16 protein-coding genes and 1 pseudogene are annotated in these 24,063 nt (G+C 53.8%); 12 read left to right on the forward strand and 5 right to left on the reverse strand.

Annotated features, from left to right (window positions below; all coding sequences use genetic code 11):
* Positions 1-89: 89 nt before the first annotated feature.
* The 9 genes from F822_RS13485 to F822_RS15935 all read left to right on the forward strand — a co-directional run bounded on the left by F822_RS13485 (position 90) and on the right by F822_RS15935 (position 14,077).
* On the forward strand, positions 90-2,843 hold the full coding sequence (locus F822_RS13485) for an endo alpha-1,4 polygalactosaminidase (protein WP_025040193.1): 2,754 nt from the start codon (positions 90-92) through the stop codon (positions 2,841-2,843).
* Positions 2,833-5,550, forward strand: a complete 2,718-nt coding sequence (locus F822_RS13490) for a tetratricopeptide repeat protein (RefSeq protein ID WP_025040192.1) — start codon at positions 2,833-2,835, stop codon at positions 5,548-5,550. The genes F822_RS13485 and F822_RS13490 overlap by 11 nt, the downstream gene beginning before the upstream one ends.
* Positions 5,547-6,818 (forward strand): hypothetical protein, encoded by a 1,272-nt coding sequence (locus F822_RS13495; RefSeq protein WP_025040191.1) that lies wholly within the window; start codon positions 5,547-5,549, stop codon positions 6,816-6,818. The genes F822_RS13490 and F822_RS13495 overlap by 4 nt, the downstream gene beginning before the upstream one ends.
* Complete coding sequence (locus F822_RS13500; RefSeq protein ID WP_025040190.1) at positions 6,818-7,897, forward strand: hypothetical protein; 1,080 nt, start codon at positions 6,818-6,820, stop codon at positions 7,895-7,897. Before F822_RS13495 ends, F822_RS13500 begins: the two co-directional genes overlap by 1 nt.
* Positions 7,894-9,483: a GT4 family glycosyltransferase PelF gene (gene pelF, locus F822_RS13505; RefSeq protein ID WP_025040189.1), complete on the forward strand. Its 1,590-nt coding sequence runs from the start codon at positions 7,894-7,896 to the stop codon at positions 9,481-9,483. Before F822_RS13500 ends, pelF begins: the two co-directional genes overlap by 4 nt.
* Positions 9,484-9,485: 2 nt before the next feature.
* Positions 9,486-10,856 (forward strand): exopolysaccharide Pel transporter PelG, encoded by a 1,371-nt coding sequence (gene pelG / locus F822_RS13510; RefSeq protein ID WP_025040188.1) that lies wholly within the window; start codon positions 9,486-9,488, stop codon positions 10,854-10,856.
* Between the two features lie 278 nt (positions 10,857-11,134).
* Positions 11,135-12,364, forward strand: a complete 1,230-nt coding sequence (locus F822_RS13515; protein ID WP_082204653.1) for an MFS transporter — start codon at positions 11,135-11,137, stop codon at positions 12,362-12,364.
* A 703-nt stretch (positions 12,365-13,067) separates the two neighbouring features.
* Entirely contained in the window at positions 13,068-13,562 is a 495-nt protein-coding gene (locus F822_RS15930; RefSeq protein WP_331458265.1) for a glutathione S-transferase family protein, read from the forward strand.
* Positions 13,563-13,588: 26 nt separating this feature from the next.
* Complete coding sequence (locus F822_RS15935; protein ID WP_331458266.1) at positions 13,589-14,077, forward strand: glutathione S-transferase C-terminal domain-containing protein; 489 nt, start codon at positions 13,589-13,591, stop codon at positions 14,075-14,077.
* Positions 14,078-14,139: 62 nt separating this feature from the next.
* On the opposite strand, the gene F822_RS13530 is transcribed toward F822_RS15935, so the two are convergent.
* The 5 genes and pseudogenes from F822_RS13530 to gshA form a co-directional block, all read right to left on the reverse strand.
* Positions 14,140-15,663 (reverse strand): RimK family ATP-grasp domain-containing protein, encoded by a 1,524-nt coding sequence (locus F822_RS13530; RefSeq protein WP_025040185.1) that lies wholly within the window; start codon positions 15,661-15,663, stop codon positions 14,140-14,142.
* Positions 15,664-15,737: 74 nt separating this feature from the next.
* Positions 15,738-17,186, reverse strand: a complete 1,449-nt coding sequence (locus F822_RS13535; RefSeq protein WP_025040184.1) for a hypothetical protein — start codon at positions 17,184-17,186, stop codon at positions 15,738-15,740.
* Between the two features lie 225 nt (positions 17,187-17,411).
* Positions 17,412-18,122: a glutathione S-transferase family protein gene (locus tag F822_RS13540; protein ID WP_025040183.1), complete on the reverse strand. Its 711-nt coding sequence runs from the start codon at positions 18,120-18,122 to the stop codon at positions 17,412-17,414.
* A gap of 252 nt (positions 18,123-18,374) precedes the next feature.
* Positions 18,375-19,129, reverse strand: a pseudogene (locus F822_RS13545) (ABC transporter permease).
* 124 nt (positions 19,130-19,253) lie between these two features.
* A complete protein-coding gene (gene gshA / locus F822_RS13550) occupies positions 19,254-20,981 on the reverse strand; it encodes a glutamate--cysteine ligase (protein WP_156304426.1) in 1,728 nt (575 codons plus the stop codon).
* Between the two features lie 104 nt (positions 20,982-21,085).
* On the opposite strand from gshA, the gene F822_RS13555 reads away from it, so the two are divergent.
* From F822_RS13555 to F822_RS13565, 3 genes are all read left to right on the forward strand, one after another.
* On the forward strand, positions 21,086-21,460 hold the full coding sequence (locus F822_RS13555) for a winged helix-turn-helix transcriptional regulator (RefSeq protein ID WP_025040180.1): 375 nt from the start codon (positions 21,086-21,088) through the stop codon (positions 21,458-21,460).
* 495 nt (positions 21,461-21,955) lie between these two features.
* On the forward strand, positions 21,956-22,690 hold the full coding sequence (locus F822_RS13560) for a c-type cytochrome (protein ID WP_025040179.1): 735 nt from the start codon (positions 21,956-21,958) through the stop codon (positions 22,688-22,690).
* Positions 22,687-23,988 carry a c-type cytochrome gene (locus F822_RS13565; RefSeq protein WP_025040178.1) on the forward strand — a complete coding sequence of 434 codons (1,302 nt, stop codon included), beginning with the start codon at positions 22,687-22,689 and terminating at the stop codon, positions 23,986-23,988. Before F822_RS13560 ends, F822_RS13565 begins: the two co-directional genes overlap by 4 nt.
* The last annotated feature ends 75 nt before the right edge of the window (positions 23,989-24,063 follow it).

The raw sequence follows: 24,063 nt of genomic DNA on the forward strand, positions 1-24,063 counted from the left end.
AAGCTGCTAGCAGAGTGGAACAGATCGGCTATTGCAGATCAGCTCTGTTTCGTTTTTACTGTTCCCCTGACGCTAGCAAAGGGACTTAAATGCTCAACAGCGAAATATTATCTTTCCGTTTCTGCATCTGGCAGTTTTTGCTGCCGTTTCTGTTAATGACATCCGCGGTATTCGCTGATGTGCTCGAGCAGCGCGATATTGCGTTTTACTATGGCAGTCGGCCGCCCGTCGAGGATTTGCGCCACTTTGACCAAATTGTCGTACAACCGAGCCAGATTCTGCCGCATGAGAAAACAGCATTGCTGAATCTGGATTCGCTGATATTTGCTTATGTTTCATTCGGCGAAATTGCACGCAATAGCGAGGACATGGAGCGCATCAAAACAAAATGGTCGATTGGCGTCAACCCGGCATGGGATAGCCTGGTGATGAATATGAACGATCCCGCTTGGCACGAATATTTGCTGGAGCACCATTTTGGTCGTCTATGGCAGGATGGGTACCGCGCGTTTTTCCTCGATACCGTCGATAGCTATCTGATTGTGACGAGCGAAGGCAAGCAACGCGAGGAACAGGAAAAAGGACTGGTTGCGTTGCTTGCGGAGGTAAAGCGCCGTTTTCCCGGCTGCAAGCTGATACTCAATCGGGGCTTTGAAGTACTGGACCGCGCCAGTCAATACGCGGACGGCATGGTTGCCGAATCTCTTTTTCACGGCTTTGATCCTGTGACTGGCAAGCATGCGCCGACCAAGGAAGAAAATCGGGAATGGCTTCTCAACCAGCTCAAGCGTGCGCAAAATGAATTTAACGTACCGATTACCGTGCTTGATTACGTCGAGCCGGGCAATTGGGTTGATGCTGAAAAAACGGCGCGTCAAATTGTCAAGCTCGGGTTCATGCCGTGGGTCGCCAATGGCGACCTGACTTGGCTGGGGCAGGGCCGCCTGCGCCTGTCTCCGCGCAAATTACTCGCAGTCATTAACGGCACGCCCGCGCAACAGATGGATCATGAGCTATTCAAGCATGCGGCCATGCCCCTGGAATATCTTGGCCTAGCGCTGGACTATTGGTACGTCGATCAACTTCCTTTGCCCATCGAACCGCTCGTGGGCCGTTATGCCGGCGTCGTCGCATGGCTGGGCGAAGATGGCGCGGACGGTACGGGCCGCTATGAGAACGTGTGCGCACGTTTGAAAACAGAAGTGGATGCCGGTTTGCCGGTGGTATTCATGGGTCATTTGCCGGCGGGTGTTGCCTGCCGCGATCTGATCGGCTATCAGGGGGAGCTGCAACCCACCACCAGCATGCTCAAACTCGGCGACGTCAACGAGCACCTGGGCCGGCCGAGCGCAGCGCCGGTGGTGGGAAGCGGTACGCCCGGCGTTCGCGTTCGCGATCGTAACCAGGCGTGGTTGACGTTGAGCGACGGAGAGCAGCTGTTTCATCCGGTCTCAGTCGGCACATGGGGAGGATACGCATTACACCCTCACATTTTAACTGAGAACGCATCGGGCCGCCATGAATGGCTGCTGGACCCTTTTTCTTTTTTTCAGGCTGCATTGCGCCTGCCGGTACAGCCTGTGTTTGATATGACCACCGAAAACGGGCGCCGTCTCGGTATTATCGAAGTGCGCGGCGACCGTCTGTTTGCTAAAGACGAGTATGGCGTTGAAGCAATCGGCCGGCTTCGGGCGTGGATCGAAAAAAACAGTGCGCCGGTAACGCTGGGTGTAATAGAAGCAGAAGTGAGCAGTGAAGATCAGCGTAGCAAATTGCGACAGTTGGCTGCCATGCCGCAGGTTCGATTGGCGAGCCACACCTACAGCCATCCTTTTTATTGGGGTGTGTTCGAGGGGAAGACAGATGCCGATCAGCAGCCTTACCGCTATAGCGTGTTCATGGAAGGTTATGCGGCGGATATAACGCGCGAAACCGTGGGTACCATCCCCTTCCTGCAATCGATAGCGCCCAGCTCGCCGCTGTTGCTTATCTGGTCTGGCGATGGCAAGCCGGGACCGGCAGCCTTGGCAGCCGCAAAAAAAGAAAACCTGCCCAATTATGGTGGAGGCGGCCTGCGCTGGCAGAGCGGGTCATTATCTTTCGCTGATCTTTCCCCGGCGCTGCGTCCGACCGAATGGGGCACGCAAGTGTTGACGCCATTGACCGCCGAGCCGTTATTCGCGCAACTCTGGTATGGGGAAGCGCTGAATTTCGGCAGGGTCAGCGATTGGAACCGGCAACTCGATCTTGGGCGCCGGTTGCGTGCTTCATCCATATCGATCAATGCTGATGCGCTATTGCACGCACGAGGGGCGGAGCTTCTGGATCAGTTGGCCGATGAGCAGCGTAAAGAGAAGGTGCTTGGCATCTGGGTTGATGAATACGTCCAGCGTGGCAGGGCTTTTCAAACAGCAAGCATTGCGCGCGATCTTGAAGGCGATTGGATGCTCTTTGGAGATGCGCTCAGGACGGTACGATTACCTGTCTCCGAAATGAAACCGGAAATCTCGGCTGATATTGTTGGGTATTCCGAACGAAATGCGGACCGCTATATTTATCTGGCGCGCAATTATGCCGTCCTCAGCCAGAGGCGCAGCAAGCGGGATGCGAGCTCAGCCTTGCGGCTGATAGATGCCAGTGCGCCGCTGAAATCCTGGCATGTCAATTCCGATGGTTCAGCTACGCTATTGTTTGAAGCACGCGGGGAGCTGGCTGTCAGCGTGCCGATATCGTGCGCGCTGAGCATGGGTGGCAAGCCCTTGACCCCTCGCCGTGAAGGCCCGCATTCCATATATGCGGTACCCGCAGACAACGCATCCGGGGAATTTCAGCTTGAGTGTTGAAACGCAGCGAGAATCCTTGCTAAACGCACCTGCGCTAATGTTCCTGAGCGCGGTATTGCTGATTGCCTTCTGGGTTTTGTTTCCACGGCAGCCTGCATTCAGGGACCCGGCCAATCTCTCGGCAAAAGACGCCTTGTCAGTGGCTTACCTTCGCGTTCTTGTCCAGTCGGATCCCGGGAACGCTCCGTTGCGTTTGTCGTTCGTTCAGGTGCTGACAGAGGCGGGCATGACTGACGAGGCTGTTCTTGCTATCGATCCTTTGCGACACGCTCCGGAATCGAACCTCACCTATGAAATCCGCATGGCGGAGCTAAAACTGTCGCTGCAGCAGCTTTACCGGCATCCCGCCAAGGATGTCGAAGCGTCGTTGCGATCCCGCATCGCTGAACTCATCCCTTCACTTTTACGCATTTCGCATAATGACGACGAACTGGACCAGGTGGTAGTATTGGCGGAGCAGTTTGGGGAGCCCTCGGTATTGGCCGAAATCTTCGAGCAACTGCCTGTCCGGCGAAATGAATCTGGCGAAAGGAAAGCGCGTTGGCTTGTTTTCGCCGCAAAACAGCGTATAGCGGCCAATCAACCCAGGCTGGCCGCCCGCAATCTGTGCAAAGCGTTTGTGATTGAACGAATCTCGGCGAAGAAAAAGGAAATTGCGAGATCCTGCTTGCGCGCCTATCTTCAGGCGGGTATCGATCGCGAGGCGTTGAAGGCCGCAGTGCAAGTGCTGAACGGCGGTACTTCCGGCCCTGACAGTGTCAAGGGCGATGCGGAACTTTTGTTGCTGGGCGCCAATATTGCCGAGCCGCTCGAGGATCGCGAACATGCATTGGCCTGGCTGAAAAAATCGAGCGAATTATTGCCGGGAGACCTCGCGCTGGCCGAACGTGTTATACGATTGCAAATTTCGATGGGTTTGTTGGGTGAAAGTCTCTCTCGCGCGGCAGTGCTGCGATCATCCTTGGTGCTCGGCAGCGATCGCCACCGGTTGCTTGCCCATATTTATGACTGGAATGGACAACCAGACGATGCGCTGGCTCTATGGCTGTCTTTCGCGCTTCGTAAGGCCGATAACGAGGCGGAGACGCGAGCATTTGCACTTGCGCAGGCGAAACCGGATTACGATGCGCTGGTAAAATTGCTCGAGGCTGCCATGTCGCGCCGCAGGCTGACCGCGGACGAAGCGGCGGCTTACGTCAAGGCCGGTCTCAGCATTGCGCAGCCCTCGCATGTGGAACAGCAATTGCGGCGGCATGCGGAGCGCTTTGATAATCCTCCGCCGACAATGAAAGCATTGGCGGATTTATTGATTCTCCAGGGCAAGCCTCGTGCGGCGCTCAAAGTGTATGAGGAAATGCCCGATACGCGAGATGGACAGCAACAATTGGCGCTGGCTCGGGTATATGAAGAAGCGGGGGAAACACAAAAAAGCTTCGATCTGCTGCTTCATGGAATCAAATCTCCTGATCCAGCGTATGCCGAAGCGTACTGGTTATTACTGGCTAGAGTCTCTACGCAGTTGGGCCAGGATACCCATGCAAGCAAAGCCTACGAAAAGGCATTGGCGCTTCGGCCAAACGACGTGGAGATACTCGATCACCTGCAACGTCTGGCGGTACGCCATCGCGACGATAAAAAAAGCGAGCAACTTGCGCGTTATGGATGGGATCGGCTACGGCGTATAGAAGATTTGCAGCGGCTCATGCGTTTTTCATGGAAGCGAAAAAATCTGGAAGAGCTCGATCATTGGCTCTCCCTGGCCGAATCACTTCCTTCAGTAGCGCAGGCACCGGATTACTGGTATTTCCGATCCATGCGGAAAATGGCAAGCGGAGATCGAGACGCGGCGCGTCAGTCGTTGCGGGAGCTCTTGCGGCTGCGAGGTCCTGACCCTGAAGTTACCGAGGCAATGATCTGGCTGCTATTGTCCGACAAAAAAGTCGATCAGGTGTTGCTTGAGGCCATCGTTCGGCCGTACCGTAACCCATCCGGGAATCAATCGGTGGTAAACCCGCCGTTGACCGAAGCCCTGGCAGCGGCGGAGCAAATATTGGGCAAACCCGTTCAGGCAGCGGCGCGGTATTTGGGATCGTTGGAAACGAGGCCTCGGGATTTTTTGTGGACATTGATATTAGCCGATAATATGGAATGGTCGGGTTGCCTCGCCAACGCAAACCAGGTCCGCTTCAGCACCTTGCAAATGTTCGCTTCACAGCGTTTCGCCCAAACCGCGGTGGAATATCCCCCACGCCTGGCCGAATACTTTCGTGGACTGAAAGATCCACTGGCGCAGTCCGGCAATGCGGATAACCTGGAAAAATGGCAATCGATGCGCGAGCGCTGGGGTTTTACAAAAACGCTGGATAACGCGCGTTATTTTGCACTGCGGCGCGAGCGCGAGCGGCTGCAAACGCCAGCATGGGAGGCATTCGCCGATGCGGTGAAAAATAAGGATCATCCGGCGGTTTCTGCTCAATTATCCGCAATTTCCACTCATCTGGAGCAGCAGCCAGGCGGTCCTTCTTCCCCGAAAATATTGCCGTTATCCATAGATGACGTTGATCGGGCCAATCGATGGCTCGCGGGGGAAGCAGCGCCTAATCAAAGTTCTTTAAATACCGAATTGGAGGTATGTCGTGAAACCCTGGCAAAAATCCGTGAATTGCAGATGACGCCCAGCCCGGATAAGGAGCCTGCCAAACCATGAAAAAACCTTGGCTGGAAGGCATTGAGGTCATCAATGTCAATACGTCCGTCTCGGCCTGGGGTGGCTGGTTCGAGACATTTGTACTAACCGCGATTGTGATCGCGGCGTCGTTCATTACCCAGCAGCATGATCCTTTCCGGCTGAATGGCGGGTTTCCGTGGCCGCTTCTCGCTCCTTTGCTGGCAGGGTTACGGTATGGATTCGTCTATGGTTTTGTCAGTGCTTTGCTCATATTGGCAATATTAGGCGTGGCTATCAATCAGCAGTGGCAAATTGCGACCGGTTTTCCATTGCCATGGGCAATTGGCATTGTAGTCGTTGCGATGGTGGCGGGAGAGTTTCGCGATATGTGGGGACGCCGGTTACACCGGCTGGAGGGTGCCTATCAATATCGCGCCGAACGTCTGGAGGAATTCACGCGCAGTTATCAGTTATTACGCCTGTCGCATGATCGTCTGGAGCAGACTGTCGCCAACAGCGGATTTTCGCTGCGTGAAGGCATCATGAACCTGCAATCGACGCTCGATGCCATTGATGGATTGAGCCCATCTTCGTTACAGCGGCTTATCGAGTTCATAGCGGAATACGGTGCCCTGACGCAAGCATGCATCGTGGGGATAGCAGCGGACCGGATCGATACGGGCAGAATTCTGGCGTGCATCGGCGGAAATTTTTCGATAAATGACGATGACTCTGTGGTGACGCACGCGCTTGAGAGCGGCGAGCTGGCGGCAGTCAACCTGATAAACGAATATGCCATGGATCAGGACCAGTTACTGGCCGCTATTCCTCTGGCTGATTCAACCGGCGAAATTCACGCGCTGCTGGTGGTGAGATCCATGCCGTTCTTCGCTTTTCAAGAAAATAATTTAAGACTTATTGCGGTGCTTGCGGCGCACGGCGTCGACCATCTTCGTTTTGGCACAGCCAATTCTTCTGTCGGACGCTTTATTGCTTCGTTCGAGCGTGTGCATCAGGATTTTTTAAGATTCAAGCTCGATGCAACGCTCCTGCGGTTGTCTGGCGCTCCCGGCGATATCATGAGCGTTTATGGGCAACTGCCGTCTTCAGTCCGTGCTGTCGACCTGATGTGCATGGCTAAAGACAAGGAAAATCCGGTCATCTGGCTTCTGCTGCCCTTGACCGATACCGTGAACGCGCGAGCATGGATGCAGCGGGCGGATGATATTCTTGCACGAGTAACCAGCGACCTGATAGCCATTGGCGACATCGATCCGCAAACGATTCGTTCTCTGGAGCCGCACTGATGTATCGGCTGCCCATGCGATGGGGGGTGTCAGCCGAGGTACTGGCTGGTTTGCTGCTCTGGTTGAGTGCAAGTGCCTGGATAGCAAATTGGGCAGCGAACTGGATAGTGTTGGCGGCGGTGTTATCCCACTCTGTTTCATCCTATTTTCTTGCGCGGGGTTTCTGGCAATTGCTGCCGCGCCGTTACAAGCTGCCCGCCAGAAGAAGCTTGGGTTTTCTGGTTGCCTTTATATGGATTTTGCCGGTCCTCGGTGCGCTTGGTGTACTGTGGAGCATCACCAGCGCTTTACAACGTCCGCGCAGCCGTTCTTCCCACAATATAAAGATTGTTGCATTACCTGAACTGCCGTTTTCGCCCCCTGTCATTTTCCCGATACCGCCCTACAGCCAAGGCGCCTTGCGCCAGATTGTGCATTTTGCCGGACGGCCGTTGAAGCGGCTGAAGGCGGTGATGGCGACGCGGCATATGGCGCCGCGCGAAGCCATGACCATCTGGTCGAAGGCGACCTGCGATCCCGTCGATGATGTGCGATTGCTGGCTTACGCCATGAGAGACAGCAGCGAAAAAAAACTGACCGATCATATTTCGGCCCTGACTGAAACACTGCCGGACGTTCCGGTGCGCATGCGCAATGCCTGCCATAAAACGATTGCTGCTTTATGTTGGGAGCTGGTATATCACCGTCTGGTACAAGGTGCCGTGAAGCAGCATTGGCTGCAAACCGCACGGCACCATATGGAAGTTGTATTTGCCTCACCAGGCGATGCATCATCGCCTGGTGCACCAACTGTGCCGGATATTGCGGATAAACCTGGCGCATCCGTTATGTCCGATGCGGATAGCTGGCTTTTATACGGGCGTATTTTGCTGGAATCGGGCGATCTCGTGCTCGCTGGGAAAGCGTTTGCCAACGCGCGAGCTGGCGGAACGGATGAGCAGAAAATCCTACCGTGGCTTGCCGAAATAGCTTTCAATGAGCGAAGATTCCCGGAAGTGAAGGTTTATTTATCGACGCTGACGCGGCCCGGCGAGAGAGGGCACGAACTGGCTTTGGTAAGGGCGTGGTGGAACAAATGAATGACATCGTTCGAGCCAAGGCAGCCGGGACGTCGGCAGGAGCAGGATCAGTGGCAGATCCGGTGGCCGATATCGCCCTGTTACTGGAGGGTACCTACCCATACGTTCGGGGTGGCGTATCCTCATGGGTGCACCAGATCATCACTGGTTTGCCGGAAATCAAATTTGCCGTTATTTTTATCGGTGGCGAAAGGAAAATGTATGGTCCCGCGCAGTACCAATTCCCGCCCAACGTAACGCACGTTGAAACGCATTATTTGCTGCACCAGGATAAACCGCTTAAACCGAATGCGCGGAAAGGCGATCGCAGGGCTTTCTCGGAAATGGACGAGCTGCATGCGCACATGCGCCAGTCGTCGACAATGCCAGTCGAGAAAATGACAAAAGCGTTTTCCCGCCTGGGTTCCGCCGGTGGCATCAGTCACGAGGATTTTCTCTATAGCGAAGCTTCATGGGATTACATCACCCGGCAGTACCGCGAGCGCTGCACGGAACCCTCGTTTGTTGCCTATTTCTGGGCGATACGCGCCATGCACGCGCCTCTGTTCGTACTGGCGGATATTGCGGCCGGGCTGCCGCCAGTGCGCGCTGTACACGCCATCTCGACAGGGTATGCGGGATTGCTGGGTGCGATGATTCGCCTGCGCCGCAATATTCCCTTCGTGCTGACGGAACACGGTATCTATACAAAGGAACGGAAAATCGATTTGGCGCAAGCCACATGGATTCAGGATCACAATGACGACGTATGTAACACCCTGCATGATGAAATGGGATATATCCGTGGCCTCTGGATACGATTTTATGAACAGATCGGCCGCATGGCCTACGCGCAAGCATCGCCCATCGTCAGCCTGTACGAAGGCAATCGCCTGAGGCAGATTGCGGATGGGGCGGCGGCGGAAAAAACGCTCGTCATTACCAACGGAATCGATCTGCAGCGCTACCGGGTTGCGTTTGAAAAACGGCCTGAAAAAATTCCGCCGGTGCTGGGATTGATCGGCCGTGTGGTGCCCATCAAGGACATCAAGACATTTATTCGGACACTGCGCATGCTGGTCAATGAGCGGCCCGATGCGGAAGGATGGATTGCCGGCCCGGAAGATGAAGATCCATCCTATGTGAATGAGTGCAAGGAACTGGCATCGAGCCTCGGTTTACAAAATCACATCAGGTTCATGGGTTTTCAAAACGTACTTGAAATTCTTCCGCAGTTGGGTCTGATGGTATTGACCTCGATCAGCGAAGCGTTGCCCCTGGTCGTACTGGAGGCGTTTGCCAGCGGTGTTCCGTGTATCGCCACCGATGTAGGTTCATGCCGCGAGCTTATTGAGGGAAACAGCGAGGAAGACCGCGCCCTCGGCGCGGCGGGAAGTGTGGTTTTCATCGCCGACCCCGAGGGAACGGCGAAAGCGGCGCTCGAACTGCTCAATGACACCGCCAGATGGCACGCGGCGCAACAGGCTGGGCTTGAGCGCGTGAAGCGCTATTATGATGACAAGCTGATGTTCTCATCCTATCGGAATCTTTATGTGAAAGCATTGGATTCCGTGACGGATTCAGCTAAACCTGTGAAAGTGGCTTGAATATGGGCGGTATCGGTCTTGAAATTCGCAAAATGCTGGAGCGCGACAGCTATTGGTCGGTATTGCGCGCTTACGGCTATGCGGGTTTGGTCAGCGGCGGCCCGTGGGTATTATCTATTCTGAGCATCATGATGATCGGCATTCTTGCCGTCGCGCTGGGGGTTGCCCAGCGGGAAGTCAATGCCTTCCAGATCTGCGTAACCTACCTTATGGCGACTTCATTAATCTGGACCGGTGGCATGCAGTTGATGTTTACGCGCTTTGTCGCCGATCGGGCTTATGCAAGCGCCCAGGCTGAGGTGCTACCCAACTTGTTTGGCGTTCTTTCGATTACCATGGTGGGCGGCTTTCTGTGGGCTGCGCCTGCCATTTTCTGGTTTTTTACCGGACCATTTTTCCAGAATTTGTTATTACTGAGCAATTTTGTCGTACTCAGCGGCGCGTGGATCACGCTTATTTTTCTATCGGGAATGAAGGCCTATCGCCGCATAGTCCAGACATTGGGTAAAGGTTATTTGCTCGGCATCGCCGTAGCGCTTGCGGCATCGCCCTGGGAACTGAATGGGCTATTGCTGGGCGTGCTGACCGGCCATGCCTACCTGTTGTTTTCATTCCTGCACCACATTGTCCGCGAATATCCCGGAAGCACGCTGCTCAAGTTTGATTTTCTCAACCAACGCAGGAGTTTCTATAGTTTATTTGCTGTCGGTACCCTTTATTATCTGGCCGTCTGGGTCGACAAGTTCATATTCTGGTTTGTGCCGCATACTTCCGAGGCAGTCATCGGACCCTTGCGTGCTTCCATCATTTACGATCTCCCCATTTTTCTGGCTTATCTGTTCATTTTGCCCGGCATGGCCGTATTTCTGGTGAGCATGGAGGCTGATTTCGCACAGCAGCATGAGCGTTTTTACCGCGCAGTCCGTGAAGGCGATACGCTTATGCATATTGAATATAGGCGGGACCGGATGGTTTACGCTGCCCGGCAGGGAATCTACGAGATTTTCAAAGTGCAGGGCCTGACGGTCGTGCTGTGCCTGTTATGGGGCAGGGAGCTGCTGCATGCGGTGGGCATTTCCCCATTATATATACATTTATTCTATATCGATGTCGTTGCAGTCAGTGTGCAGGTGCTGTTGATGGCGATACTCAACGTGCTGTTCTATCTCGACGCCCGCCGCGAGGTGCTGATCATCACTGCGTGTTTCTTTATCACGAACCTGCTGTTCACCTTTGCCACATTGCACCTTGGCGCGGAAACTTTCGGTTATGGATTTGCCGCCTCGGTAACGCTGTCCGCGTTTCTCAGCCTCTTTATCCTTTCGCATAAATTCAACCGCCTGGAGTATGAAACATTCATGTTGCAGAATTAACATGATTACCAGCGGTGAAGAATTGAACAGGAAGCTGTCGATTGGCGGGAAACAGCTTCATTGAAATTAAGAACAGTCGACGTCGCGCAGGGGGTGCGGAAGGCGAGGCTTGACTTCGATTACGGCCGGGAATCCGTGCCGGAGCCAAAAATCGATTGAAGCCTTCCCCAACTGTACCTGCCTGATAGCGTTCATCCGACACGCAGCGGCGAACCGTATCAGATCTTGCCAGGGCTGGTTTTGGCAAACCGTGACCGTCCATCAGAATAACAGCCTCTATGCCCATAACGCCGCGCGAGACTGCCGTCCATCCCTCGACCAGAGGAGAAATACTGCTTACCGGGCCCCTCACGGCACTCTTCGCGACGTCGGTAGGGGTCATCGTCACCAATCTCTACGCTCCGCAGACCTTGATCGGCCTGATCGGTCCATCGCTTGGTCTCACCGATGCAAGCGGCGGGCTCGTCTCTATGGCAACCTTGCTCGGCTACGCCGTTGGCCTCTTCCTTTTGGTTCCGCTGGCCGATCTCCTGGAAAATCGCAAGCTGATCGTCCGGATGCTCGGATGCGCGGCAATAAGCGCGATTGCAACCGCCTTCGCTCCAAACGCGACTTTGCTGCTGGCGATTCTTTTCATTCTTGGGGCTGCGTGTTCCGCTATCCACATTCTGGTCCCCGTTGCCGCGTCCATGGTGCCGCCGGAGCAACGCGGCCGCGTTATCGGAGACGTCATGGGTGGGCTGATGATTGGCATTGTACTGTCGAGGCCGCTTGCGAGCGTCATTACCGACGCCTTTGGATGGCGCGTTTTTTACGGTGTGAGCGCTTTCGCCCTGGCGATGCTCACATTCACGCTTGCTGCGCGCCTGCCCAAGCGTCGGCCGACGGCACGCTCGACTTATCCAATGCTGATCGCCTCGCTTTGGCATCTATTGCGCGCGGAGCCTGTGCTGCGGCGCCGAGCGCTCACGGCGGGCTTGACCATGGCCGCATTCAGCCTATTCTGGACTGCTGTCGCACTCAGGCTGATGCAACCGCCGTTCGAACTCGACCAAGGTGAAATCGCTTTGTTCGCACTCGTCGGCGCGGTCGGCGCCGCGGCGACGCCGCTTGTCGGACGAGCGGGCGATCTCGGCTGGACGCAATCGGGAACGATCGCATCCCATCTCCTGATAGTGGTGGCCTTCGCGCTTGCGGGATGGGCCGGGTCGTCGCATGCCGAGCCGCCGCTCCTGTCCCTTCTTCTCATGGGTGCGGGTGCGGTTTTGCTCGATATCGGCGTCATCGGTGACCACAACCTCGGCCGCCGGGTCATCAATCTTCTCCAGCCGGAGGCGCTCGGCCGGCTCAACGGCCTTTTCGTGGGTCTTTTCTTCCTCGGCGGGGCGGCTGGCGCGGCCACTGCGGGAATCGCCTGGGCTTGGGGCGGATGGATAGCGGTTTGCCTTATCGGCGCTGTGTGCGGAATCGCCGCCTTGCTTGTCGACTGGACCGGCGAAGCCATATGAGCGAGCTTTTTACGCTCCGCAGTCAAGTTGGAACCATCTTATCCCTCAACACAATAGAATCAGATATTGCGCTGTTGTCGTCTTCATGGATGGCGAATGTGCCCAGCTGTTTACGTGCCTTCGCGACTTACGCTGCGTTAATCCGACCAGGAGGTTGGTGCCAGAAGTAGGTCGGGCTGCGCCCGACGATCGTAAACTGGCATCGGGCGCAGCCCGACCTACTTCACGATATTGATACCTTTCTATTATTGTGCTACCAAAATCAATCCGTCGTTTCCATTAGAATTAATTCTAATGGAAACCTCCGTTAATCCGTTCACCTCGATTGTCCAGGCCATCGGATTCTCGACAGTAATACGCGAACCGCGCCGCGTGATACTCGATAATCAATTAAATCACTTTACCTTTCTTGCATTTTTCTTTTGTGCGAAACCCAGCCATAGTTTATTTTCCTTATCCAGTATCAGCAATTCCTTCTTTCTCAAGTCTGAAAGATCTCGTTGTTTCGTTTTCTCGCTGCGCTTCAAATACAGGGCAACATACCATGGAGCGACGCGTACCGCGTCAAGCCTTGTTGGTCCATTTTTCAGCACCTGGAGGTGAACATCGACGTACTGCCGGCTGATCTTCCAGCCCTTCGCAAACCATCTTCTCTTACGTTACACTGCTACACATCAAATCGGCGAAATGGAGGAGGTACAAGATGGGTTTGCTCATCAAAGGTAAATGGGTGGACGAATGGTACGACACCAAATCGACGGGTGGCAGTTTTGTTCGCACGAATGCCCAGTTTCGCAACTGGATCACGCCGGATGGCAGTCCCGGCCCAAGTGGTGAGGGCGGATTTCCCGCCGAGGCGGGCCGCTACCACCTCTATATTTCGCTGGCCTGTCCATGGGCGCATCGCACACTGATTTTTCGCGCGCTGAAAGGCTTGGGCGACGCGATAAGCATCTCCATAGTCAATCCATACATGGGTGATCACGGCTGGACGTTCGAGCAGGCTCCCGGCGTGGTGCCTGATCCGGTCGGCAATGCGCGCCATCTTTATGAAGTCTACCTGCGCGCCGATCCGGAATATAGCGGCAGGGTGACTGTGCCGGTGCTGTGGGATTTGCAGCGGAACACTATCGTCAACAACGAATCAGGCGAGATTATCCGCATGCTGAATTCGCCTTTGATGGCGTTGGCGCCATAAGAGAAGATTTTGCGCCGGCAGCGCTGTTGACGCAAATCGACGAGACTAACGGCCGCGTCTATCACGATGTCAACAATGGGGTTTATAAGGCCGGCTTTGCCACCGATCAGCAGGTCTACGAGAATGCCGTCGGGGTTTTATTCGCATGCCTGGACGACCTCGATCAGCGTCTGTCACATCAGCGCTATCTTGTGGGCGGTCGCCTCACGGAAGCCGACTGGCGGCTTTTCACCACGCTGATTCGCTTCGATTCGGTCTACCATGGCCACTTTAAATGTAATCTCAGGCGCCTGACGGATTATCCGAATCTCTGGGGTTTCACCCGCGAGCTATACCAGTGGCCCAACATTGCAGAGACGGTGAACATGCAGCACATCAAGGCGCACTATTACCGCAGCCATCCAACTATCAATCCCAACGGTATTGTGCCGGCTGGGCCGATCCTGGACTTTGATCAGCCTCACGATCGGGCACGGCTGTCTGACTCTGATCGGAGCTTGAGCAGTCTGGATTAGCGCCGCGTGATCCCGCAACCCGGCTACGCGGCCAGGCTCCAGGAAAATCGTAAAAATTCTCGTCAGGTTACGCCGCTGGCGCTTTTATAGCCTCGTTTTCGGGCTTCGACACGCTTCAGAAAAACACCCATCACTTCGCGGTAGAGTGCATCCTTGAGCACGGCATCTTCGTTGCCGGCGTCCACATTGGGATTGTCGTTGACTTCGATCACATAGCAGCGGTTACTGGATTGCTTGATATCCACGCCATAGAGGCCATCACCGATGAGATTAGCCGATTTGAGTGCAATTCCGACTACTTCTTGCGGTGCTTCGTTCAGCGGGATGGCCTGGGTGGGACCTTCGCTTATTTTGCGTTTCTGCGCGTCGCGCTTGATGACCTGCCAGTATCCGGGGGGAAAGTAATATTTGGCCACGAATAATGGCTTCCGGTCGAGTATGCCGATCCGCCAGTCGAATTCGGTAGGCAGCCATTCCTGGGCAATAACGAGTACCGATTTGGCCAGCAGCTCGGTTATCCGGGGCAGCAGTTCGGCTTCTGTTTCGATTTTTACCACCCCGCGCGAGAATGAACTGTCCGGTTGCTTCAGTATGCAGGGAAGACCGAGCTCAGGGATGATGCGGGCGATATTGCCCCGGTGCACCAACAACGTTTTGGGGGTTTGTATATTGTGCCGAGCGAGGAGTTCGGCCAGATAGACCTTATTGTTGCATTTGAGGATGGATTCGGGATCGTCGATCACCACCAGTCTTTCTGCGGATGCCAGCCGCGAGAAGTAATAAGTATAGTGATTGACAAAGGTTGTGTCGCGGATGAACAGCGCGTCGAATTGAGGCAACCGGCTGATGTCGGCGCGGGTAATAAATTTCACCCGCATGCTCATTTTCTCGGCGGCATCCTTGAATTTCTGCAATGCTTTTGCATTGGAAGGGGGCTCCGGGTTATCCGGATCGTGAAGAATTGCGAGATCGAAGCGAGAAATGTGTTTCTTCGACCATGGCTTGCGACCCTTGACCTTGAAGTATTCAGTCGCCGTAAACCCTGCAAACTCCTGGTGGCAGGCGGGTATATCGCTTGCGGCAATCGCCCGTACGCTGCGCAGGCTCCATTGGTTGCGATGGCGCTCGAAGCGGACGGACAGGAGCGGTACCTGTAGCAGATTGAAAAGCTGGTGGCTGAGCCTGTTATAACGACTATCCATGGTGCGGCCGAAATAGATGCTGAGTTCGAGATCGTTCATTGTCAGCGGCGCGAGCATACGCTGAATCAAGGCGCTCAGATCCTCGGTAAGGTGGCGCACCAGGTTTTGGGATTGCAAGTCCTCGATCGCCCCGACGTTGGGTAGTGGTTTATGGCCACGTGCCTCTGCAAGCAGCGAAACATAATAGCCCGAGCTCTGGTAATGGTAGGATTTGCAAAGGTTGAAAACTCTGGTAGAGCGATTCAGGGAACGGTGGGTGTGGCCGGCACCAGGGTTTACAGCAAAACCTGAATCAGTCAGATATGTTCGCGCCGATACGATTGTTACATCCGGAATCTCCAGAGGCCAATCATCCGGTTCCTCGACGATAATGAGTATGGGCATGGAAAGCCTCCGATCTCTCATCGCTTGTTTTGTATCGCATCGCGTAATAATCCAAAAATCATATTTCCTGAGATTTACAGGGTGGGCTGGCGGGCACTTTTGCTGGTTTCGCCAGGCGGAGTCCCGGCGCTACGCAAATTGACGAATTTGCTTAATGTATCGAACCAGAAGGGAGCGCCCATCGATACGGCAAGAATGGAAACCAGCAGGCCGAACAGCTTGTAAAACACCCAGCCTGCGTAATTCCACGTCCGCTCGGGGCTTCGAAAATATCCCGCGTCGTTGGCGTCAGATGACCATCCTACCGGCAACTTGATGCTCTCTGCTGTTTTAAGAACCGCTTGCAAGCCCGGATTGTTATTTTTTGCTTCGACAGGTGGCGATTTCGCGGGCTGAGATGTGGTCCCTTCCATGGGATGGGTGGACAGTTCCAAGGCGGGCTGGGTCTTCACGGCATCTTGCGCCGCAGCGACCAGTGACGCGCGCAAGGCGCTATCCGTCGAAAGCCGCTGAATGAGCATGACCGTATCCGCATTGGAAACAATAACGACGGCGGCCGCCAGAAAAAGCAACACACGCTGGGTCCAGCGCTTGTACCAGCCGCCCACCCTTTCCATGGCATTGTTGAACCAGCCTTCGAGATTTTTCCGAAACGCTTCCGCCTGGTGTTCGACAGCAGCGACTTCGCGCCGCGTTTTGTCTACAAGGACAAGAAGGGTTTCTTTTGTGTCTCCTTCGGGCAGCCTTTTCAGACCTTCCTGAATATTGCCCAATGGATCGGGAGACTGGGCCGCGAAAGTACGGGCGAAGGCCAGCGCTTCTTTCAAAGTAGTGCCTGCTGTCAGGAGCAGTCTCGCTTCCCTGGGGTTTTTGGCGGATGCGATTGCGGCGCGCCGCGCATCGAGCATTTTAATCGCGGCGTTTATCGTGTCGGCCCCATTTTTCGCCTGTGTTGCGATGTTGGCAAGGCTGGCATCTTCCGGGGCACTTTTGGCGGACTGCATGGCTTTATCGTATGCCGCCTTTGCCTGGTTCGCGATATTCTCCAGCGCTGCCTGGGCTTGCTCCTGAGCGGCCTTCGCCTGATTGGCAGTTTCGGCGAGCTGGGGATTGCCAGGCGTTCCGGCTGCCGCTTCGAGAGCTTTTCCATAGGCGTCGTCCGCGCTTTCGGCAGCTGCAAGCAGATCGCCGTACTTGCTGGCGATAACGCCGCGTGCGCCAAGAATATCCAGCAACGCCAGCGAGAAGTTCTGCCCGGACATATAGGAGGGCAAGCGGGTCACTTTGTTCGGGTTGGAAGCATACTGCGAAATGCCGCCTATCAGTCCGTGGTTGTAGACTTGCTGCGCCAGCCCGGTGAACTCGGGATCGTTGAGAAGATTTTTAATTCCTCCCATGAGGTTTCTTCCCCGCTTGTCGATGAGCGACGCGATCCCCTCATTAAGGGCCGTGCATATGAGGCTCAGGAGCAAGTAAACGAAAATGATACCGATTGCCACTTCCAGTATATTTGAGCCGAACATTCATGCCTCCATCTGCAGGAATCGTGTTGTTCATGATTCAGAATAGCAGAATAACGCTTATCCGCAGGCGCAAGGGCCGGCTTGTGCGAGTTGGAAATGGAATCGAGTCGGGAGAGGGGTCATGAACGGCGGAGCTGTCCACTGGCGCCGTTATCTCGCCGATGGCAAAGTATCTTGTGTAAGGTGGGGGTGGAGTTGTTTCTTCCCCCATGCTCCAACGTAATGCTAAGCCGGCTGCAAGTCGGGGAAATATTGCAGCTTGATTCGCTCGACATAATTTCTCAAGTTATCCTTCGTCAAGCCATATTCCTTCAGTGGTGACTCGATCGGGCAGCCGAAGGTATTGATCAGAAATCCGAAGGCGCTGGCATCCAGGCTGGTAGGTTTATCTCCCAGGAAATATTTTTTGTTCCCGAGGCATGCCGACAACGCATCAATATCCTGCATACCGAGCTCAAAAATCTCTCCGGCATTATGCCGCCCCGTCCCATGCCCCAAAATCTGGCGCTGGATCCTGCGGCGATAATAGATTGCCGCCACATCGCGAATAACGGGGGGCAAGACACTAAAAATTGCTTTCTTGTTCACTTGCCAATTTGCGTCCGTATACTGCCATCTCGAATACATTGTCGCCCAGAACAGGTGTTCTTCAAGCAGCCGCTGCATCGCCAGCGATAGTGCCGATTCTGCCGAGGTCAGGTCCGCATCCAGATCTTTATATTGGGTTTTAAGATGTCGTACGATAAAACGCGAATCCGCTAATTTGAGATCGCCATCTTCGATATAAGGCACTTTACCTTTCGGCGCAAATAACGGAAGCGTCGCTTTAACAGCATATTCAATGTCCGCCATTCTTAGATAAGTTTCTGTTTTGCAGCAGAAATGGCTGAGATTCGGAATACCCCACGTACGTTCCAACTGATAAAGTATTACCATCAGTGCTCCAAAGTTATTTATGCCGCATCAACTTGCAATTAACCAGTAACGAAAGCTTATCCTAATGTGTTGCGAACTGCAAGTCACTATTGCTTATTTTATTTACCTATAATTTTCTCTGCGGACAGTTATGAGACACGACTGCACAATGCAGGGAATACAGCTTTTGATCGACCGCGCTATCCCTCAGCCAATCCCATAATTCGATAGACCGATCCCGACTTGTAGCAGGCAAGCAAAACCACCGACGGATCATTGCCGGATTTTGTATCCTGTCTTCAGAATCCGCAATGTCAGCCACGATACCGCCAGGAAACATGCTGTCAGTGTCCCGAGGCTGAGGTAGGGTTGTACATCCGAGGTGCGGAAGAAGCCGTAGCGAAACCCGTCTACTATGTAGAAAAATGGATTCAGATATGACAATCCTTGCCAGAATGGCGGCAATGAGGGAATCGTATAGATACCCCCGATAAAAATGTCAGCGGCAGGACGACGAAGTTTTACAGCGCGGCAAGTTGCTCGAATTTTTCTGCCCATATCCCCGCAATAATGCCTAAGGCACCCAGCAACGCGGTGCCCATCAAGGCAAATATGAATACCCATGGAAACGAATACAGGGGAAGTTCAAAAAATCCCAGCGTCATCACGTGGATACCCAGTCCAACCAATAGGCCGCGAACCACCGATGCCAGTACATAGGCCATGAATATTTCCTGATAGGAAAGCGGCGATAGCAGCATGAAGATGTGATTGCCGGAGACCGTCAGATTGAATCAGGGTGGATGAGGAATTGGCGAATGCGTTTTGCAGCATAGCCATTATCACCAGTCCCGGAATCAGGAAAACGGTGTAGGTTACGCCGGGATAAGCCTGCACACGTTCTTCCAGCGCATGGGAAAAATCAGCAGATAAAGCAAGGTAGACAGCATAGGCGCAAATACAGTCTGGAATCCGACTTTCCAGAATCGTAGTAGCTCCTTGTAGAGCAGGGTAAGAAATCCATTCATACCAATTGCCGAGGTCATAGAAGAAGGAATTTCACGAGGCGCTATTTCAAACGAGGGGTGACCGGGAAACTCCTGGGTACGCTTGGCGTAAATCTTTCTCTGCGTTCTGCTTGCAACGGCGGCTTCAGCCCGTCCGTCGCGCTATTTCGGTTCTTGCTTTGCTTTTTTGACCTGCCCGCGATTCATCCAGCAGCTGTTCCAATCCTGAATCAGATATTTTTTTAGAATCTTGCAAACCGGTTTCATTCGCAGTGGCATCTCCAGAAAAATAGTTATTCAGATACCTCTCGAACGGGATCTCGCTCATTGTATCCAGTCGTTTCTGCTGTTCCAGCGACGCTTCGACCTGGAAATCTAAGCTTTTCTTTACCGAGGTCTCCAGTGTTGCATTCTGAAAATAATGTGTGTATTCATCCGATTTTTGCAACACCAGTTCAGTAATCGATAGCTTCTGGTCCCGCATTACCGACAGTATTCTCGCTGAAGAAGTCAGCTCGGAGTGACGAACAACTTCCATCTGTTTGCGTAATGCCTGGGTATACGGTTTATGGTCATTCCCTTTATCCAGAACCTCGCAAACCTCCTGCATTTCTTCGCACAGGCTCAACGCCCAATCTTGCAGGGAGACCGCCCGTCCGTTGTCGGATAGCTTCAGCGCTGGATATCTTCCCTGGTTGGCGACGGATAACGCATTATTGTTAACCTCCTCATGCTGCTTCAAGCCATGGCCCGAGTTTCCACGAAATAAACAATGCAGGCTGAGCGCTTCAAGAAACCGCGTCGTTTCGATCGAAATTCCTGCAGGTTCAAAAATATCAATATCGAGGGATCGCATTTCAATATATTCGATCCCTCTGCTTCCCAAGGCCTTGAGTGGTCTTTCATTGGGCCTAGTAGGCTGTTTCGGCCGTACTGAGGTGTAATATTCATTCTCGATTTGCAGGAAATTAGTGTTCAACTGCCGATATTGACTGCCTGTCTTCACCCCGATTTTTTCGTAATCCAGATAGGATATCGTTGTCGCGTTGGCCAGATCCCTTATATATTCATCGAGACTATTAAAGGAAATATGAAACATTGCCTGAACCGGATTTACATATCCAATCTCGCTCATCCTCAGCGAAGTTGCAAAAGGTTTGTAATATGAGGTTTCGTCAAATTTCTCCAAGGTATGGGAAAAAGTAGAGTGACGGCTGTCGACGAAACTTTTATTGACCGCCGGAGAAGATCCGAACAAATAAAGGATGAGCCAGCCGTAGCGTTGCAGGTTCCTGATCATTTCCATATAAGCGTTGGTGATGAATGATTGCAGGTCACCCGTATGCTTCTTGAACTGCTGATATTCCGGCCAGAATTGTTCAGGAAGCGAGTAATTAAAATGGATCCCGGCGATCACCTGCATGCAACGACCATAGCGGTAACCTAAACCACGGCGATATATGTGCTTCATCATTCCTACGTTGGAGGAGCCATATCTCGCGATAGGAATCGCCGAGTCTTGCAGGGCGCCAACAGGCATACTTGCTGCCAGCAATAATTCGCCATCATTAATGTTTGCGCAGATGTATTTATGCAAGTCCGTCAAAAAATCCAACGTTTCCTTTCCATCCGGTAATGCCGGTGTGATCAACTCAAGCAAAGCCTCGGAATAATCGGTTGTTATGTGCGGATGAGTCAACGCGGCACCTAGCTCGATCGGATGAGAGGATAGTGATATGGATCCCTCCCGGTTGATTCGGAGGCTTTCCTTTTCGATGCCTTTCAAACCATGTATTAATAACGGCTGAAGGGATTCATGGATGGGTGCCTGGCGCTGGCTACGAGATAATTGGTTTGACATTTTATCCTCCAATATTGCTTGCAATAAGCAAGCTAACGAAGCTTATCCTACAGTATTGCAAAATGCAAGTAACTATACTATATTATTGACTCGCCAATTTTTCCTGCAGGCAAGTTATGAAAGATGACAAGACGGTGGAAGGAAAAGTCGCTTTTGAAAGGTCGTGCTGCCCCATCACCCATGCGCTGGATATTTTTGGTGATAAATGGACGCTGCTTATTATCCGGGATTTGATTTTAGGCAAGAGCCGCTATCTGGAATTGATATCGTCAGCCGAAAAAATCGCTTCAAATATCCTTGCCGACAGGCTGAAAAGATTGGAAGCCGCAGGCCTTATCACGCGTCGAGCCTATCAGCAGAAGCCGGTACGTTACGAATATTCCCTGACCGAGAAGGGCGAGAGTCTGAAGCCTGTACTGTCTGCCATCATCTCATGGAGCCAGAAACATCATTCCGGTACTCAAATATTTCCCGCGGTTGAGCCGCGCTAGCAGCCGCCGGGCTTGAGCCCGGTTATGGTTCCTCATCATTGACGACCGTCGTTTCGACGCAAGCAACGGCAGCGTTGTTTTGATGACATACTCAATGTCTGCCATGCTAGACAGGTTTCTGCCCCAACAAAAAATGACCAGGATTCGAATGTGCCGGGGCAGGCTCGAACTGGTTAGGTATTACTATAAAACCTCCAAAATTATTGTGCCTGACCCGCTTATTCCCTACCATTTAACAAACACGATAGTCTGGATTAAATCCCTCAAAAACTTGCCGGAGCAGACGTCGCGAGCAGGCTCGGCTGTAGCGAATTTCCCGCCCGCATCGGATTCCCGATACAGAGAAAACGTCTCAAGCAGCGATAGGACGGGCCTGAGCCCGCTTGCCTGAGCTACCCGCATTTCTGGACAAACTGAGCCTCAGCCCTTGCGGCAACTTTGGCAGACTGTCATAGTCTCATCAGTGAAATTCCAGAGGTCAGCATACAGCGGTTCATGAGACGACTTATTTTAGCGACATTCTTATTTGCTGCCGGGCTCGCCAATGCCGCGGAAGCAGTCCCCACCCCCACCCCTGCACCGGTTGACGTGCCCGATACCATGGCGGAGCGGGTTAAGCCCTGCGTTGCCTGCCACGGCCTCGAAGACAGGGTAGGGCGGGATGCCTACTATCCACGTATCGCAGGCAAGCCAAAAGGCTATCTTTTTAACCAGTTGCGCAGTTTCCGGGATGGGCTGCGTTATTACCGTCCCATGACCCTGCTGCTTGCAAATATGACCGACCAGTATCTGCTGGAAATGGCTGCCTATTTTTCGGCGCTTAAACAGCCTTTCCCGCCACCCGAGCGCATGGCTGCGTCACCGGCCGAAATCAAGCTCGCCCGGCAGCTTATCCATCAGGGAGACCCTGCACGGCAAATTCCTGCCTGCGTTCAATGCCACGGTAACGAACTGATGGGTACGGCGCCTTTTATTCCGGGTTTGCTGGGTCTTCCGCGCATTTACATGATTGCCCAGTTCGGCGCTTGGCAGAATGGGGGGCTGATACGTGGGCAGACTGCGGATTGCATGTCGGAAATCGCAAAGCGGCTTACTCCGGAGGAGACGAATGCAGTCGCGGCATGGTTGGCTGCCCAGTCCGTTCCGGAGAATAGTGGCCCGGCTGCTACGCTTCCGGTTGAAATGGCAAGGCGTTGCGGCAGCATCGTTCAAAGCGCTACCATTCAATGAAACGGAGGATCGCTGTTGTAATAGCCTTACTCGTCGGCCTGGCGGGTCTCGCTGCTATGGGTACCTCGTTTACATTGATCGGCGCGTCGCCTCCAGGAAAGGCAGCAAATGCCCCGAAGACGATATTCACCGAGCAATCGCTGAGCCGTGGGGCCTACCTTGCGCGCGCAGGTAATTGCATGGGGTGCCATACGGCCCAGAGTGGGTCGGCTTACGCAGGGGGCCGCAGCCTTTCCACACCCTTCGGTACATTCATTACGACTAATATCACCCCGGATAAGGAAACCGGTATCGGGCACTGGAGCGAAGAAGATTTCTGGAAAGCGCTGCATGAGGGGAAGTCACGCGATGGACGGCCTTTATACCCTGCATTTCCTTATACCGAGTATACAAAAATTACGCGCGAGGATTCCGATTCGATTTTCGCTCATCTGCAGACGCTTGCACCCGTCGCGCAACGCAACCCGCCGAGCCAGATCAAGTTTCCCTACAACTATCAATTGTTGTTGAGTGTCTGGCGGGCCGTATACTTCAAGCCCGGTGTCTATCAACCTGAGCCTGGAAAAAGCGCCGAGTGGAATCGGGGCGCCTACCTGGTGCAGGGGCTAGGCCATTGCAACGCCTGCCATGCGGAACGCAATCCGCTGGGCGCTACGGCTGGCGATGATGCGCTGGGAGGCGGGCAGATCATGGGGTCAAACTGGTATGCGCCGTCCCTTACCTCACGCGTGGAAGCAGGGTTCACCCATTGGCGTATCGACGAAATCATCCAACTGCTCACAACGGGTGTTTCGCCGCAAGCGACCACCTCGGGTCCCATGGCGGAGGTTGTCATGGAAAGCCTCCAGCATCTGACAAAAGAGGATGCGCGTGCGATGGCCGTTTATCTACAGTCATTACCCGAGAGCAATTCACTTGCCGTCAATAACGGTCCAGCCATGACAGAACAGGTACAGGCCTGGTTTCGGCAAGGTGCCACGATTTATGAGAAGTACTGCCAGGATTGCCATGGCGCTTCGGGTCAGGGCGCTCCAGGTGTATACCCACCTCTGGCGGGCAACCGGAGTGTCACAATGACGCCCCCGATCAACGCAATTCGCAGTGTTCTCAATGGCGGCTATCCTCCGGCCACCATGGGCAACCCACGTCCTTACGGCATGCCGCCATTCGCCCAGACCCTGCATGATGGTGAGGTTGCGCTGGTGTTGTCATATATCCGCAATGCATGGGGTAATCATGCCAGCCTGGTCACGACAGCTCAAGTTGACAAGAGCCGGGAGGGCATCACATTGAAATGAAGGTCGGATTTGTGTTTGCTTGGGGCACTTCGATTTGTTTGAGGTGCTTCAATTTGTTTGAAACGCTTCGATTGC

Origin of the sequence: Nitrosospira briensis C-128, assembly GCF_000619905.2 — a bacterium.
Taxonomy (GTDB): Bacteria; Pseudomonadota; Gammaproteobacteria; order Burkholderiales; family Nitrosomonadaceae; genus Nitrosospira; species Nitrosospira briensis.

Bases quoted from the DNA above. Each gene is read 5' to 3' on its own strand.
- F822_RS13515 (WP_082204653.1), top strand. From the start codon at position 11,135: ATGCCCATAACGCCGCGCGAGACTGCCGTCCATCCCTCGACCAGAGGA.
- F822_RS13495 (WP_025040191.1), top strand. From the start codon at position 5,547: ATGAAAAAACCTTGGCTGGAAGGCATTGAGGTCATCAATGTCAATACG.
- pelG (WP_025040188.1), top strand. From the start codon at position 9,486: ATGGGCGGTATCGGTCTTGAAATTCGCAAAATGCTGGAGCGCGACAGC.
- F822_RS13560 (WP_025040179.1), top strand. From the start codon at position 21,956: ATGAGACGACTTATTTTAGCGACATTCTTATTTGCTGCCGGGCTCGCC.
- F822_RS13530 (WP_025040185.1), bottom strand. From the start codon at position 15,663: ATGCCCATACTCATTATCGTCGAGGAACCGGATGATTGGCCTCTGGAG.
- F822_RS15930 (WP_331458265.1), top strand. From the start codon at position 13,068: ATGGGTTTGCTCATCAAAGGTAAATGGGTGGACGAATGGTACGACACC.
- F822_RS13500 (WP_025040190.1), top strand. From the start codon at position 6,818: ATGTATCGGCTGCCCATGCGATGGGGGGTGTCAGCCGAGGTACTGGCT.
- F822_RS13535 (WP_025040184.1), bottom strand. From the start codon at position 17,186: ATGTTCGGCTCAAATATACTGGAAGTGGCAATCGGTATCATTTTCGTT.
- F822_RS13565 (WP_025040178.1), top strand. From the start codon at position 22,687: ATGAAACGGAGGATCGCTGTTGTAATAGCCTTACTCGTCGGCCTGGCG.
- F822_RS13555 (WP_025040180.1), top strand. From the start codon at position 21,086: ATGAAAGATGACAAGACGGTGGAAGGAAAAGTCGCTTTTGAAAGGTCG.
- F822_RS13540 (WP_025040183.1), bottom strand. From the start codon at position 18,122: ATGGTAATACTTTATCAGTTGGAACGTACGTGGGGTATTCCGAATCTC.
- F822_RS13485 (WP_025040193.1), top strand. From the start codon at position 90: ATGCTCAACAGCGAAATATTATCTTTCCGTTTCTGCATCTGGCAGTTT.
- pelF (WP_025040189.1), top strand. From the start codon at position 7,894: ATGAATGACATCGTTCGAGCCAAGGCAGCCGGGACGTCGGCAGGAGCA.